This window comes from Streptomyces sp. NPDC053076 (assembly GCF_044546845.1).
Taxonomy (GTDB): domain Bacteria; phylum Actinomycetota; class Actinomycetes; order Streptomycetales; family Streptomycetaceae; genus Streptomyces.
Genome location: NZ_JBITZL010000018.1, coordinates 1 through 14,671, shown reverse-complemented (window position 1 = coordinate 14,671; position 14,671 = coordinate 1). Strand labels below are relative to the sequence as shown.

Sequence of the window (14,671 nt, the reverse complement as noted above, 5' to 3'; positions counted from 1 at the left end):
GGCCGCTCAGCCTCACCGGGCTGCGTCGAGCCGTCTCCGTATCCGGGCCACGCGCTCAGGTACCGGGCGCTGGCCGAGAGCAATGACGGGACTGGTCAACTCCCGCAGGAGAGAGCAGTTCTCAAGATCAACCGACGCGACGTCCTTGGCGTGCGCAATGGTCGGGAACCCGGTCAGGGCCGGGTCGTCCGGAGTGAAGGTCTCGCCGGGCGGTGGCACCTCGCCATAGAAGGCATCCGGTTTGACGAACCCCACCAACGGCTCCTCCAGCAGCACGAGGGTATCGTCGGCGCGTCCCAACTCCTTGATCAGTTCGAGTTCCCGTAGCAGGGCAGGGGTCTTCTCTGCCGCCCAGACGACGACACGCTCGGCGAGGACGATGAGGACACGGACGATGTCCAGCCAGCCGTCGTCAGGCAGGTACAGGAACCGCTGCAGTCTCTTGGAGATGCCGAGCAGGGACTCCACCTGACCGTCGATCCCCAACACGGCCGCATTGGTGTTGGCGACCTGCACGACATCAGTGATCTCGGCTATCCGATTCAGTAAACGCTGGCCATCCGTATAACGGATGATCCGGGTATGGCCATCCGGATCGCTCCGACCGAAAACTGGATGGGGATCAGAGCTCACGAAGGAGGTCTCCGTAAGGTCAAAGTTGCGCAGCAACAGAACGGTAGGATCTCCCGAGCATGCCGACCGCCGCACGAGGTTCGTCGTCGCATGATGGATCTGTCCAGCCAAACGGATGGCATGGACATCGTAATCTCGCGGGACGCCGACGAGTCCCTCCGGGTCGTAACGCCCCGTTCGGCGAGCTGCCCGCATCATCGCTTCCAGGTATCCGGTTTTGAAATTCGGTTCCGGGATTCGTACCGTGTCCAGAACGTCCAGCGCATGCCGGGCGATGTAGACATGCTCGCTCAGCTTGATGTTTCCGGTATCAGCGATGTCCGCTGTGAACAATTCGACGATGCGCGCGTAGGTCCGCCTGGCCTCCGACTCTTCGCCGATTTCCATGCAGTTGATGGCCTTGTTGACCATGGTGGCGGCGACGTTCACGCGCAGCCAGACTTCACTGCTCGACTGCCAGCGCTCGATGATCTCGTCGCAGACTTCGATACTCGTCCGTGTGCGCTGCTGGTGGCTGTGGACGTCTCTGTTGATGATGAGGAGCGTGCTGAGGTCCATGAGCGCCTTGCAGCTCAGCCATTCCATCTCCGCCTCTCCCCCTGGAGGGATCAACTCGGCCATGCGCCTTAGCGACCGGGTCGCGTGTTCATGCAACTCGGGCACCAGAGCTGCGTCACGGTAGAGTTCGGTGGCCCCCGAGATCGTCTGTCGGGCGAGACCGTCACCACGCGGTGCATACAAGCCGACCAGCCAATCGGTCAAAATGAGCGAGTCGTCGAACCGGCCAAGTGAAACGCAGCGGTCGATCGTCGCGCCGACTGTCATGCAGTGCGCCAGATCCTCATCGGGCGCCGGCCCGAGCTCACGGGCGAGCGTCGGAAGGGTGCGCATCAGCCAGACGTGAAACTCCGCATCCGCATCCGCCTGCCTCGTCGCATGCTGACGCGCCGAATCCCATCGCGCTAGGACATTGTCGACAGTCGCTTCCATATCGAATTCGGGCAAGGAGATCAACCCTTTCCGGTTCGCGCAGCCCGAGGGTGTCTCTCAGCTTCGGGCTGTCCGACCCACGGTGGCGCAGAAGCCCACCAAGTAGGAGCCCACCAAGTAGGAGAGAACGAAGATGGCTGGTACCGACTGCTGGAGGTAGGTCAGGGGCAGGTACTTGCGCCAGTCGCGGCCCCCGCCGAGCGCCCCCTGTCCGCCTGGGAGTAAGTACACGCCGACAGCCGTTCCTCCCGGGCTCCGATCACGGCGCACCAGGCGGAGTTGCGCTGCCGGTACGAGCGCACCATGACACACCATGCGGCGCATTGGGCGAGCAGAATGACCGGCCCGGGCAGAAGCAGCAGGGCCGACATGTGGGCCGGCCTGCAGGAGGTGTCGGGCAGGGTGCGTCGCGAACTGGCGCGGTCGGCCATCTCCCCACAGCCCTTGCAGGGGTCGAGTATCGCCTGCATGTACCCGTCGTTGGCCTCCGCATAGTCGGAGGGGCCGACCGCCGTGTTTCACAACGCATCCCCGATGCCGCACATGCACCCAGCATGACCAACAGCGGAGACAGGCGTGGCCGATTCGGCTTGATCGGTATGCGTCATCGCTCGCGCTTCGAGGACGGTGTCCGCCCGCCACGGGTCAACCGCCGGCCGTAGTGGCAGCTCGCTCAGGCCCGGTAGCGGCTTTTCACTCAGGCTCATCGGCGAAGAAGTCCGCCAATGAGGAGGCAAGCTCTTCCGGAGCCTGTTCGGCGACGTGGTGGCCCGAGTCGATGCCGTGGCCGCGTACATCTTCGGCCCACTGCCGCCAGATCTTCAAGGGGTCGCCGTACAGGTCCTCGAGGTCGTCCTGTAGTGACCACAGGATCAATGCCGGGCACCGGATGCGTGTCCCGGCGGCCCGGTCCTCCTGTTCGTGCTGTTTGTCGATGGTCAGGCCGGCGCGGTAGTCCTCCAGCATGGCCCGCACCACTTCCGGTTTCCGTGTCGCCTCCCGCCACTCGTCGTAGTTCTCCTGGCCCATGCCTTGTGGGTCGCCGCGGTACCAGCTGTCCGGATCGGCGTTGATGACCCGCTCGGGTATGTCTGGCTGGGCGAAGAAGAACCAGTGCCACCATTGGGTGGCGAACTCGGTCGTGATGCGGGACAAGTGCTCGGTGATGGGCAGGCAGTCGATCAGTGCCACCCGCGAGATCGCGTCGGGGTGATCGAGCACAAGGCGCAACGCGGCACTGCCTCCGCGGTCGTGGCCGGCGAGGGCGAACCGGTCGTGTCCCAAGGAGCGCATCACCGCGACCACGTCACCGGCGACGGCTCGCTTGGAGTGCGCCGCATGGTCGTCCATGGGCGCCGGGCCGCGGGAGCGGCCGTACCCCCTCAGGTCAGGGCAGACGACGGAGAAGCCGCGCTGGACAAGGAGGGGAGCCACGCGGTGCCAGGTCGCGGATGTCCTCGGGTGACCGTGGAGCAGCACCACGGGTGGGCCCTCTCCGCCGTAGCGGACGAAGATCGCCGCCTCATCGAGCTGAACCAGCCTGGTCTCGAAGCCCTCGAACAAAGCTGAACCCTCCCGTGGCGTTGCCGTGTTCACCTTGCCGCCGCGCCCGTAGGCCGCCGAGCAGACCCGCAAGGGGACCACCGGGGCCAGCGGGCTGCGCCGGCCACCACTTTCGGTGCTCTATGCCGAATCGGGCACGTCGTCCCCCTGCTCCTGCCCCAGGGAACGTAGTGAACACAACTGGCCGGCAGCCACATCGGGTGGCGCTACGGCGACCGAATGCGGCGAGGGCACGCGGGGCGAGATCGATGCCCGGGCGTTTGGCGGAACGCACAACTCGGCAAGGCCGTGGAGAAGGTCCATCCGGCGCAGGGCTGTCCGGCCGAGGATATCGCCGCCGTCGGGCCGGGTGATGGCCCACTGAGCGGTCTGCTCTTGCCGTCAGGACTGGTGGGAGGCCGTGATCCACCTCCCGTGCGTCCCCCGAGAAGTGACGTGGTCCGGGGCACGATCCGCGTGCCCTCCCGGGGCCGCTGGAGCACGCTCACGGCCGAAAGCGCGCGGGGAAGTCTGTACACGCCAAGATCCGCGCCGTCGGCGAGCAGGCCAACGCCACCCTCAAGTCCTGGCCCCGCCTACGCAAACTCCCTTGCAGCGCCACCCGCATCACCGACATCGTCAAGGCTGTCCTGGTCCTGCAGCTCGCCGCGTCAGCATGAGGTCGGCGAAGCACCGGCACGGGCAAGGGGCAGTGCCGCCGTCAACGACAGCAAGGGAGCCAGTTCACTGTGGCAGACGTCAGGGTCACCTACGACAAGACCGCGAACGCAGCGTACGTGTACTTCACCGATCCACAGGTCCACGTGAAGTCCGCGCACATGTATCCCTGCGATCCGGTGGACGCCGGGATGATCAACCTCGACTTCGACGAGCAGGGCCGCCTCATCGGCATCGAGGTGTTGGAGGCCAGCTCAAAACTGCCCAAGTACCTCCTCCAGTCGGCGGAGCGGCTGGACACCGAAGGTGCATGAAGCAGTGGCGCACGGCAGTCGCCGCCGTCCTGCCGCGCTCTACCGCAGGTGGGAAATGGTGCACTGTCCGCCACACCTGAAGGTGGCGCCCCGAAGAGATCGCGCGGGGGAGTAATCACGCCTTCTGGACTGCGATGTGACAAATAGCTGTGGACGGGCGGAGAACCCTCGGTGGACTGGGCGAGCAGGCGGACGCCTCGGGGGCTGTACGTGTAGGTGTCGAGCTTGTTGCCGACCTCGCTTCGAGCCTGAACGACCTCGCCGTACGGCCGGGCGACTCGGGCCGACGGCCAACTGGTGGCCGATCGCGCCGAGCCGACCGAGCAGGCAGCTGGGCAGCCTCCCTAGCTCGCCGTACGGCGTCTCCGTACGCCCGGTTGGTTCAGGCATCGCAGCCTCCTCAAAAGTTCGTTGGCCATCCCAACGTATTTCACTTATCGTTGGGTTCACCAACGGTACTCGGCGGGGGAGGTGCGCGTCATGCGCAAGGTCAGGTTCCATCGGTTCGGCGGGGCCGAGGTGCTGCAGGTCGACGAGGTCCCGGCGCCCGTTCCCGGTCCGGGGGAGGTGCTGGTCCGCACCGAGGCGGCCGGAGTCAGCCTGATGCAGCTGAAGATGCTGCGCGGAGTCGGCGAGCCGGCGCTGCCCGGCTCGCCCGGTGGCGGCTTCGTCGGACGGATCACCGCGGTGGGCCAGAATGTGACGGGCCATCGGGTCGGAGACCGGGTCGGTGGGGTGGCCGCGGAGGTGTTCGCCGAGCAGCTGCTGGCCGTACCCGCACTGATCACCCCGGTGCCCGAGGAGGCTGCCGCCGCCGACGCCCTCAGCCTGGTACAGGGCGGCTTGGTGGCACTGGCCGCATTGCGAGTGGGCGGCTTCGTGCCGGGGGAGTCGGTACTGGTGACCAACGCCGCAGGCGGAGTCGGTCACTTGATGGTGCAGCTGGCCCGGCAGCTCGGCGCGTCCCGGGTGGTGACCGCTGTCTCCGACCCCGCGAAGGGCGGTTTCCTGCGCTCGCTCGGTGCCGATGAGGTGGTCTGCTACGCGGAAGCCGACTGGGGCGCGCCGGTCGATCTGGTGCTGGAGGGGGCCGGCGGCAATGTGCTGCCACGCGCGCTGAGCACGGTGCGCCCGTTCGGTCGGCTGGTCACCCTGGCCGGTCACGGTGGCACCCTGGACGCCGGAACCGTGCTCGGCGCTGCGGCCTCGGTGATCGGCTTGGCCATGGCGCAGTTGGCCCGACACCGCGCAGAACTGGTCGCGGAAGTACGCGCCGAGCTCTGGCGACTGTGGGCGGAGGGGCAGTTGAGCCCGGCGTCCGTGGTGTTCCCGTTGGAGCGGGCTCGCGACGCCGTGGCCTTGCTGGAGTCGCGGGCCAATCTCGGCAAAGTGGTGCTGAGCGTCGTATCTCCACCGCCGACGCCGCCGACCGACTTCATGCACCGCCATCCGGGCGCTTGATTCTCCTGTCACGCCAAGGCGCGACCCGACAGTGGGAGTTCCGTGTCGGTTCACCGCGTGGTCTTGACCCGCAGAACCACAGATCACCCCGGTAGGTCACCGCGCTCCTCGCCCGCCGACACCGAGTGGTCAGGCCGCCTGCCGTGACAGCCGAGAGCCGCGCCGGGCGGCTTCAGGCATGCTTTGTTGAGCATTCAGGGGGTCGGGCATAGAGCGCTTCCAGCTGGCCAGCGGGGTCGGGGGAGGGCGTTCCGTAAGGGATCACCCCACGCGGCGTTCTCCTTACTTCGGAGGTAATCGTCTCGCCCTTCCTGCGACGGCGAAGATGAGGTCTCCACGTCAGCGGGACGCGGAGTACTACGGAGAGGCCAGCCATGTCATCAGCTACACCGCGGAGCGCACGCACCGTTGTCGAGGAACTGCTGCGCAGGATCGGCGAAGGCGACCCGGAGCGTATCGCCGAGCTGTACGCCGAGCGCGGCGACTGGAAGCTGGACTGGCCGCAGACCGAGCACGGACGAAAGGCCACGCCGTGGATCCGTCACCGGTCCACCCGGGCCGACGCGGCCGCACACTATCGCGAGCTTGCCGAGCATCACCTGCCCCAGGACAACGCGACCGAGATCGAGCGCATCCTCATCGATGACAACGACGCGGTGGTGATCGGCGAGATCCGCCAGACCGCCAGGCCCACCCGACGTGCGTACCGGGCGCGGTTCGCCCTGCACCTGACGATCGAGGACGGCCTGATCACCCGGCACCATGTCTACGAAGACAGCCTGGCGGTCGCCCAGGCATTCGAGGAGGAGAGTGGGTGAAGGCCGTTGGCACCGCTGCGTGGTCGTCGTGCGCAGCAACTCGGTGGTGACCGCGAGGAAGGCCGCCTCGGACCCTCGGTCGAGTGGGCGGATCCAGAGGGCCGGGGCGGCCGTCGCCTCTGACAACGCCCGGTGCGAGCCGGTTCATACAGCTGGAACTGGCCCTCGGGCCGCGCCGCCGCGTCCATGTCAGCAACAGGATCGTGTTACGAACTCTGGGGCTCTGGCTGCCAAGTGGGGTCAGCGAGTGCTGCCAGCGCCGCTATCCGGCCTTCGACTTGGCTGCCTGGAATCACAACCGCGGCTCTGTGGTGCGTTTGGAGACGACCGCGGGCCAGACCTCTTGGGAATGTTCGCGAGAAGCAAGAGGAGCCGGCCGGGCGGAGGTTCGGCGGCGGGTCTGCGAAGCAGATGATCAGGGCAGCCCGATGGGTGCTGCCCTCAGCGGGCGACCATTGAGCTCCTCGCAGCCGTCTCCGTCCCACCAGATCCCGCCTTCTGCGGTGAGGTAGGGGTGCAGCCCGTGCACATCCCCGCCTTCGTGAAGCGCATGCGCGACCGCGTGGAGAAGGCTGCCCAGATCGGGCCAGGAATCGGTGAAGTCGCCGCCACCGCTGTGACCTGCCCAGCCGAGACGGCCCGCGTCCGGGCCGGGACGTTGGTCGATCACCTGTGCCGCGCCATCGGCACTCTCAGCCCAGGGAACCCAGAGAGGGTGCCACCAGGGCTCGTCGTCCCACGGGCGACGGGTCAGGCCGTCGTTCTCCGCCGCGACGTCCATGTAGGTCCGCCAACGATCCACGATGCCGCTCGCGGTGAGCGGTGACTGCTCCGGCAGGACGGTCGCCCAGGTGCGCACTCCGTTGTGGCATTGCAAGGACTCGGCGAGATCATCAGGCAGCGGCATGCCGAGAAGTTGCTCTGTCTGCTGGATCTCGTCCCGTGTGGCAGGGGGATTGAGCAATGCGAAACCGGACGCCGCGTGGGTCGCCAGCCAGGCGTCGATCCGGTGCCAGGAGTTTGACGGGGGTGGAATCCGCTGTGCCATGTCGCCATCCTGCCCCACTGGCCTGACAAGGCGGTCAGCACCTCGTCTCGCATGGTAACAGCTGTTACCATGTGGGTATGGCGAAGACACAGCTGGGCGCCCGGGTGGACGACGAGATCAAGCAGCTTGCCGAGGCACGAGCCAAGGACCGCGGCCTGAGCCTCGGCGACTACATCGCTGTGCTGGTCCAGGAGGACACCAGCGGGCTCAGGCAGCGGGGCCTGGACGCCGCACGGCGCTTCCTCGATGAGCACCAGGCCGTCTTCGACGAGGCGGAGGAGGCGGACCGCCGCCCCTCGGAAGCCCACGCCGCCTGATGGACCTGTTCATCGACGTTCCCTGGATCCTGCAGGTCGCCGAACTCGCCGGAGCCCAGGATCCGGCGCCGGACGACTACGGGGTTCCTGTCGCGGCCGTGGCCTGCCACCGGGCCGAACTGCTGGAAACCCCCGTTTACGACGGCGCCTATGCCCGGGCAGCCGCCCTGGTGCACATCCTCGGCCGTTGCCGCTGGCTGGAACGCTCCAACCTGGCGGTGGCCGCCGCGACGGGCGTGATGTACCTCGAGGCATCCGGCATCTCGGTCAAGCCCGCCCGCGATCATGCCCTCGCCCTACGCGACCTGCTGCGAGACCCCGGCTGCACGTCCCAGCAGATCGCTGCCCTGCTGAAGACCTGGCCGCAGGCCACGTGAACGTCGCCGGGCAGGACCGCCCGGCAGAGCGGACGCGGGCGAGCCGTCCCGTGAATGATCTGCGGCGTCCTGGCCGGCCTGCTGGTTACGCCGTCATCCGGTGAGGGCCGGGAGCCCGTCGTTGTTCTCGCGCCGCAGCTCCGCGTCGGCGAGGTAGTCGCAGGTGAACGCCGTACGTACCGCTGCGGCCCAGTTCCTCGATCGCCCGGTACGTCGGACGCTTGGGCCGCCTGCGGATGAAGCGCCGCAGGGCCTGCTCGGCCTTGGAGGTGCCCGGGCGCAGGGTGGTGGTGTACGTCAAGATCTGCTCATCCTGCTGGCGGACCAGGTCCCAGAATCGTCTTGGTCGGCAGGGCCGGCACCAAGGACATGGAACGGCGACGTACGGTACGGAGTGTTCTCGCACCATGCCCTGCGGGTTCGCCGCCAGAGTGCGCCAGGAATCCGGGAACCCGTCGGTTTCGCGGTTCAGGTGATCGCATGGTGGTGGATGAGGAGCAGGGCGATGTCGTCGCTGGCTGCTGGGCGCCGGGACTGGCAGAGGAGGGTGTCGGCGAGGGCGTCCATGCTCTGGTTCCTGGCCTGTGCGAGTTCGTCGGCGAGGGCGGTGATGGCGTCTTCGATGTCGGTGCCGGGGACCTCGACGAGTCCGTCGGTGTAGAGGGCGAGCACGCAGCCCGGGGGCAGGGGGATGTCGGTGGTGGGGTAGTCGGCGGCGGGGTCGATGCCGAGAAGGAGTCCGGGCGCCAGGTGCAGGATCTCGGTGTGGCCGTCCGGATGGCGCAGGATCGGTGGAGGGTGTCCCGCGGTGGCCAGCCGGGCGCCGTGACGGGCGAGGTCGAGGGCGACGTAGAGGCAGCTGGTGAACAGGCCGGGGTTGAGGTCGGTGAGCAGGCGGTTGGTGCGGGCGAGGACCTCGCCCGGGGGTGCGCCGGCGGTGGCGTGGACGGCGGTGCGGACCTGCCCCATGAGAGTGGCGGCCTGCACGTTGTGCCCCTGTACGTCACCGATGGCCGCGGCGGCGGTTGCCCCGTCGAGGCGGATGAGGTCGTAGAAGTCGCCTCCGATGTCCATGCCGTGGCTGGCGGGAAGGTAGCGCGCGGCCACGTCCAGGCCCGGGATGCGGGGCAGGGTGCGGGGCAGCAGGCCGGCCTGGAGATTGTGCGCGAGTTGCTGGGTGGCGTCGTAGAGACGGGCGCGGTCCAGCGCCTGGGCGATCAGCCCGGTGGTCGAGGTGAGAACGGCGCGTTCATGCGGAGGGAACACCCGGGGCCGGTCGAAGGCGAGGACCAGTGAGCCGACGGGGCGTCCGGAGCTGATCAGTGGGAGGAATGCCCAGGCGGCCTTGTCGTCCTGCAGGACGGCGGGAGGATAGGCCCGTTTCAGGTCGGCGAAGGTGCAGTAGAAGCTGGGAATGCCCGTCGTCAGGACACGCACGGCCGGAGTGTCCGAGGTCAGTGGGACGGCGTCGAGGCGGACCATGAGCTCGGCGGGGTATCCGCGGTGGCCGATGATCCGCAGCCGGCCCTCCTCCGCCGCCATCAGCGCCAGGGCCTGGGCGCCGAAGGCCGGCAGGACCAGGTCGGCAACTCTTTCGACCACGTCCTGCACACCGACGGCCTCGGTGAGCGCGGCAGCCAGATGCATCAGGTGGGAGAGCGCCGTGGCACGGCCGGGTTCGGCGGCGGGCGCGGGGTGCAGCAGGTGGGGAGGGGCCACGGCACCGGCCGATGGTGCGGGAACGATGCGCACGCTGATCCCGAAGGCGGCTGGGTAGAGGTGGAAGGACAGCCAGCGATCCGGCGGGCGCAGGGCGGTGAAGGACGTCGGCTGGCGGCTGAGCACCGCGGCTCGGTAGCGGTCCTCGGCGGCGGGGCCCAGCCAGGGCAATGACTCCCAGGGGCGGGTGCCGAGCAGATCGGACATGGCGGCACCCATGAGGTTCGTGGCGGCGGTGCTGAGGAAGGTGATCCGGCCGTCCGGATCGAGCGCGCAGCAGCCACTGGGCAGGCCCTCGGCGAAGTCGACCGCAGCCTGCGCCTCGGCCGGTCCGGCGACGCGGGTGCGTGTCACGGGCAGGACTCGAGGATCGGTCCCGGCCAACATGGGGCGGCCACTGTCGGCGGCCTGTTGCAGCATGCGGCCCAGTCGGTGGCATGCAGCGGTGATCGCTTGTCGCTGGTGACGGCTCAGAGTGGGCGGGTGTGCGCTGGACCAGTGCAGCACCACGCCACCCCACGCTGTCGGACCGGTGACCATCGGGGCGGCGGCAAGGGTGAAGGAGTGGGGCAGGACGAGCGCCAGCTGGGGATAGCGGAGCGCCAGCTCCTCCTGGCTGCCGATCCACACGAGCGCTCGTTCCCGAACGGCGTCGCTGACCGGGGTCGCAGCCCCTAGCGCCACCCGGCCCCAGGGCGAGGCGATGTCCCCCGAGATTCCGCTGAGCACCGCGAGCTGCAACGCCTGGCTGTCCGGCGAGAGGAGATAGATCGCGCTGCCATAGGCACCGGTCTCGTACGAGAGCTCGGTCAGGACGGCATCCAGCAAATCTGGGTTGCAGTCCGAGGAGGCAGGCCCGGTCGCAATGTCGGACACGGTTCACCACCCTGGAGAAGCGCCGGTCGGTGATCGCCGCACGCGACCGAAACGGCTGCGGGCCGCCTCGGCGCTGATGCCCAGAGCCGCGCCGATCTGTGCCCAGCTGGCTCCGGCCCGCCGGTCGGCCAGCACCGCCCAGCGCACCAACCGGCCTGCCAGCTCGGGAACCCGCGCCACAGCCACGCAGTGTGTGCGTCCGGGAGATGCCCATGCCCCTGGGCCGCTCCCGTGCCGTGCCACAGCCTGTACGTGAGTGAGCAATTCCGCCCCGGCCACGACCATCGCCTGGCGCTCCTCGGCAGCCGACCGCCATCGCTGCCTGGGCCGCCAGGCCGCCTGCCGGTGTTCCGGACAGCAGTGCCGGCGGCCACGCCCGGGCGGTTCCGGCAGTGCGCTGCCGCACCAGCCGCACCCAGCGTCACTCATATTCGGACAATAGGCCCGCTTCGGTGTGACGGCATCCCCGGACAGTTGCAGTGGCCGAGATCCGTTCGTGGGGGGCGCCGGCGATCTCTTTCGGGCTGGGCGCGCCTGGGGGGGGGCGGGCGGCATGACGTGCCGGGTCTTGGTGCCAGGTCCGCGTCTTCCTCAAGCGGCCAAGTGAAGGTGCTTCGTCGGCGCAAGTGCCTGCGGGCCGTGGCGCGGCAGCCGCACCACGGGCCCCTGGTTCGGCTACGGGAGGCTGCGCCTGGCCTTTGGCCATGCTCCTGATCCACGGCGGGGAAGCCGTAGCGGATGCTCCCGACCTGCGCACGGGGGGAGTGCCACTCGTTCCGGGCGGATTCGCCTGGCCGATGTGCCGCGAGTGTGGCGGGCCGATGCAGTTCCTCGCTCATCTGCCCCTCGAACTCGGGGTGGTCTCGGTGTTCCTCTGCCAGAACGACCCTGGCATGTGCGACGACTGGGACGCCACCGGTGGTGCCAACCGCGCCTTCATGTTCCAAGGTCAGCTTGGAGCGGCCACCGTGCCCGCCGAGGGCGAGACGCTGCTCGGCGCGGTCACCGCCCTGCGCCCCCATCCAGCCGACGTCCCCACCGCGGAGCCGGTCCTGGGACGGCTGGGTGCCGAACCCGACTGGATCCAGGGTGATGAGACCCCCGACTGTCCCTCCTGCACTGGCCGTATGAGCTTCACGGCCGAACTGGAAGAGGGGTCCGACTTCGCGACCTCCGCCAACTTCGGTGGAGGTGGCCGCGGCTACGTCTTTCACTGCCGCCCCTGTGGTGAGGCCGCCTTCCTGTGGCAGCGATGAGGTGCGCCTCCAGTTCATGCAGGAGGCGGAGCCGGATCGCTGCGACGGTGAAACTGCCATGGAAGACGTAGGTCCGCTTGTCGGTCGCGAACGCATCCCAGAGGGCCGCATGTGGGGTTGGGATTCCCGTGCCCGATGTCCTGACACGGACACGCTCTGTTCCCCGAAGACCTCACACTGGCTGAGCGGATCTGCGGGTGGCTGGACGGACGCTCGGACTTTCCGAAGGGTCCCGCTGGTCCGTACTGCCCAGAATGCGGAAACCGCAGCATTGCCGTGCGGCTGTGTTCCGGTGGCCGCTCTGCGAGTCGTCCACGAGCGACTTACCGGCCAGTCGAAGCGACCAGCGCGACGAGCAAGGACTCGATCTACAGCTGGAGTAGTAGGTCACAGTTCATCCCGGCGGCTCCGGCCCGAGCAGGCACTGGGGAGTCTGATCTGCGGCGACGGGTTAATCGGCGCGCTTCACGGCTGACCCGTCAGGCATCATCACAGGATGATCGGCAATAAAATCACCCATCGCATGGCGGACGGCGTCCGTGTACCAGGAACCTGGCGGCATGCGTTCATATGCAACGGCGGCACCTACTTCCTCACGGACCTCTTCATTTACGCCGACGGCCTCGTCGACTGCTGGGGACTGGTCACGCTCGACGAGTTCGAGCAGAAGCTCCGCAGCGGATGGGTGGCCACCAGCCTTCCCGACGGCGGTCGCGCGTCCGCGCACCACCTTGCCTCGTGGACATTCGGTGAACCACGTACCTGGCTCACGCCGGAGCTGCTGATCGCCGAAGTCCGCGACACCATCGACGAGTTGAACGGTCGCCCCGATTCGACCGATCGCTGCCTCGCCGCGGTGGACGTCTTCCTCGCAGAGCGGACGGAGAAGAACCGATCCGCCGCCAGGGCCGCGTACCTGGCCATTCCCGAGACGATGCGTCGTTACGCGCTCGGGGACATGGACCGCAAGGACCGTCCTCTGCAGACCTTGGTGGTGGGGCCGGGCGGCCGGACGCCGAGCCGGCCTGAAGTACCGGTTACCCAGCAGGAGTACGACGAGTCCATCGCGTACTTCGAGGAGCGGAGCCGGTGGCTCGCCAAGGCGCCTTCGCGTGTGCCGGCGGACGCGGCGGCGGACTCCTTCGCCCCCGCGGTCAAGCTCTACCACTCGTATCCGCAGCGCGCGCTCGAGCACCCGGACAAGCGGGGCCTGCGTAACGACTACCCCGCACCCATCACCCTGGGTGACGTCACCTATCCGTCGGTGACGCACGCCTACTGGGCCCAGTCCGTCGCCGACCCGGAGGCACGTGCCTCGGTCGTGACCGCGGAGACAGGGGCGAAGGCCCGCACACTCGCGGCCAAGGCAACGCGGCGTGAAGGCTGGGACCAGGTCCGCACAGCAGCCATGGCCCGATTGCTGCGCGCCAAGTACGAGCAGCACCCCGATCTCGCCGCGGTCCTGCTGGCCACGGGGGAGGCGACAGTGCTCTATGACGACGCGGACTCGGAGTTCTGGGGCGACAACGGGGGCCGGGGCCGCAACTGGACGGGGCGCCTCCTGGAACTCGTCCGCTCCGAACTGCAGGCCCGCCAGGCGCGGATCGACTGAGACGTGGCCGCCCGGGCAGAGCAGGGCGCTCGAAGCGTGGAGCAGGGCCCATGCACACCGTCGGCCAACTCCGCGGCCTCCGATGCGCTGGACCCAGCGTGCCCCCCTTCAGGTGAACGAGCAGCTCGCGGGCGGCACTTTAGTGCCTGTGTCTGAACCTCGGATTTGGGTAGCTTTGCGTCCTAGGCTGGGCGGATGTCCGATGGCGCCGAGGAAGTCGCTGAGCGGTTCTGTGAGAGGCGGTTGCTGTCGGAAGCTCCGGGTTGGGCGAGGTTCTGCTCGTCGGCCTGTCGCGGTAGGAGGTGGCGGCAGGACCAGCGGTTTCGGAAGCGTGTGGCCGCGGAGTTGAGCGGGGCCGGCCGGGCGGAGTGCCCGGAGTGTGGGGCGACGTGGGTCGTGGGGGTGGACCGCCGTTCGAATGCGGTCTACTGCTCGCGGCGGTGCGTGACGCGGGCCTGGCGGGCTCGAAAGGAATCGTTCGGCGAACGGTCACAGTGACCGCATCGCGAACGAGTCCGAATCGCCTCTTCGGTCAGAACTCGGTCATTTACTGCCGTTTGTTGTGATCTTCGTATTTATGGTCTGACGCTCGGTCGGAGAAGCGGGCCGGGTCTTGCCACGGCCGCGGGGCCGCGCCCCGGCTCCGCGGTGGGTGGTGGATGCCGTCGAAGTCGCCGACGACAAGGTCGGCAATGTCAGCGCGAGCCGGTACGCGCAGATCGTGGCCGAGCTGCGGAAGCTGGTGGAGACCGCCACCGGCATCCAGTTCGCGATCGGCGACGCCGCGCTGGAGGTCGAACCGATGGGGGGGCCGGCCGAGGAGCTGTTCACGGTCAGGGACTCCCTGCACCGCCTGGCCGAGGACATCGGCGTGTCCTACCGCACGGTGGAGGGCGCCCGCTGGGCGGCGTCGAAGTGGCCGGCCGAGCACCGGTTGAAGGGGGTGTCGTTCACGATCCACCGGACGTTGGCCGGCATCTCCGATCCGCAGGAGCGGTTCGCCGCGGTCCTCACCCCGCCTGAGGGCAAG

General features: G+C 68.3%; 13 protein-coding genes and 1 pseudogene. 9 read left to right on the top strand and 5 right to left on the bottom strand.

From position 1 onward, the window contains the following. Positions 1-12 precede the first annotated feature (12 nt). Positions 13-1,638, bottom strand: a complete 1,626-nt coding sequence (locus tag ACIGYR_RS38075) for a hypothetical protein (RefSeq protein WP_399602282.1) — start codon at positions 1,636-1,638, stop codon at positions 13-15. A gap of 678 nt (positions 1,639-2,316) precedes the next feature. Then, positions 2,317-3,186: an alpha/beta fold hydrolase gene (locus ACIGYR_RS38070; protein ID WP_399602289.1), complete on the bottom strand. Its 870-nt coding sequence runs from the start codon at positions 3,184-3,186 to the stop codon at positions 2,317-2,319. A 441-nt stretch (positions 3,187-3,627) separates the two neighbouring features. On the opposite strand from ACIGYR_RS38070, the pseudogene ACIGYR_RS38065 reads away from it, so the two are divergent. The 4 genes and pseudogenes from ACIGYR_RS38065 to ACIGYR_RS38050 all read left to right on the top strand — a co-directional run. Further along, positions 3,628-3,845, top strand: a pseudogene (locus ACIGYR_RS38065) (IS5/IS1182 family transposase); the annotation flags it as partial. A 69-nt stretch (positions 3,846-3,914) separates the two neighbouring features. Continuing rightward, a complete protein-coding gene (locus ACIGYR_RS38060; RefSeq protein ID WP_399602292.1) occupies positions 3,915-4,157 on the top strand; it encodes a DUF2283 domain-containing protein in 243 nt (80 codons plus the stop codon). A gap of 480 nt (positions 4,158-4,637) precedes the next feature. After that, a complete protein-coding gene (locus ACIGYR_RS38055) occupies positions 4,638-5,618 on the top strand; it encodes a zinc-binding alcohol dehydrogenase family protein (RefSeq protein ID WP_399602295.1) in 981 nt (326 codons plus the stop codon). A 374-nt stretch (positions 5,619-5,992) separates the two neighbouring features. After that, a complete protein-coding gene (locus ACIGYR_RS38050) occupies positions 5,993-6,436 on the top strand; it encodes a nuclear transport factor 2 family protein (protein WP_399602298.1) in 444 nt (147 codons plus the stop codon). A 415-nt stretch (positions 6,437-6,851) separates the two neighbouring features. On the opposite strand, the gene ACIGYR_RS38045 is transcribed toward ACIGYR_RS38050, so the two are convergent. Then, a complete protein-coding gene (locus ACIGYR_RS38045) occupies positions 6,852-7,484 on the bottom strand; it encodes an SMI1/KNR4 family protein (RefSeq protein WP_399602301.1) in 633 nt (210 codons plus the stop codon). A 77-nt stretch (positions 7,485-7,561) separates the two neighbouring features. On the opposite strand from ACIGYR_RS38045, the gene ACIGYR_RS38040 reads away from it, so the two are divergent. Then, complete coding sequence (locus ACIGYR_RS38040; RefSeq protein WP_391836910.1) at positions 7,562-7,801, top strand: hypothetical protein; 240 nt, start codon at positions 7,562-7,564, stop codon at positions 7,799-7,801. Beyond that, positions 7,801-8,178, top strand: a complete 378-nt coding sequence (locus ACIGYR_RS38035; RefSeq protein WP_391836909.1) for a fic family toxin-antitoxin system, toxin component — start codon at positions 7,801-7,803, stop codon at positions 8,176-8,178. The genes ACIGYR_RS38040 and ACIGYR_RS38035 overlap by 1 nt, the downstream gene beginning before the upstream one ends. An 85-nt stretch (positions 8,179-8,263) precedes the next feature. Here the strand turns inward: ACIGYR_RS38035 and ACIGYR_RS38030 are convergent, their stop codons facing one another. Together ACIGYR_RS38030 and ACIGYR_RS38025 are read right to left on the bottom strand one after the other, a co-directional pair. Beyond that, complete coding sequence (locus ACIGYR_RS38030; protein WP_399602304.1) at positions 8,264-8,587, bottom strand: Tn3 family transposase; 324 nt, start codon at positions 8,585-8,587, stop codon at positions 8,264-8,266. A 59-nt stretch (positions 8,588-8,646) separates the two neighbouring features. Continuing rightward, positions 8,647-10,773, bottom strand: a complete 2,127-nt coding sequence (locus ACIGYR_RS38025; RefSeq protein WP_399602306.1) for a SpoIIE family protein phosphatase — start codon at positions 10,771-10,773, stop codon at positions 8,647-8,649. A gap of 821 nt (positions 10,774-11,594) precedes the next feature. Here ACIGYR_RS38025 and ACIGYR_RS38020 point away from each other — a divergent pair. The 3 genes from ACIGYR_RS38020 to ACIGYR_RS38010 all read left to right on the top strand — a co-directional run. After that, positions 11,595-12,029: a hypothetical protein gene (locus ACIGYR_RS38020; protein WP_399602309.1), complete on the top strand. Its 435-nt coding sequence runs from the start codon at positions 11,595-11,597 to the stop codon at positions 12,027-12,029. Between the two features lie 496 nt (positions 12,030-12,525). Further along, a complete protein-coding gene (locus tag ACIGYR_RS38015) occupies positions 12,526-13,641 on the top strand; it encodes an NADAR family protein (protein ID WP_399602311.1) in 1,116 nt (371 codons plus the stop codon). 655 nt (positions 13,642-14,296) lie between these two features. Next, positions 14,297-14,671, top strand: a 375-nt coding sequence (locus ACIGYR_RS38010; RefSeq protein WP_399602314.1) for a DUF6192 family protein, incomplete at its 3' end; no start/stop codon positions are given.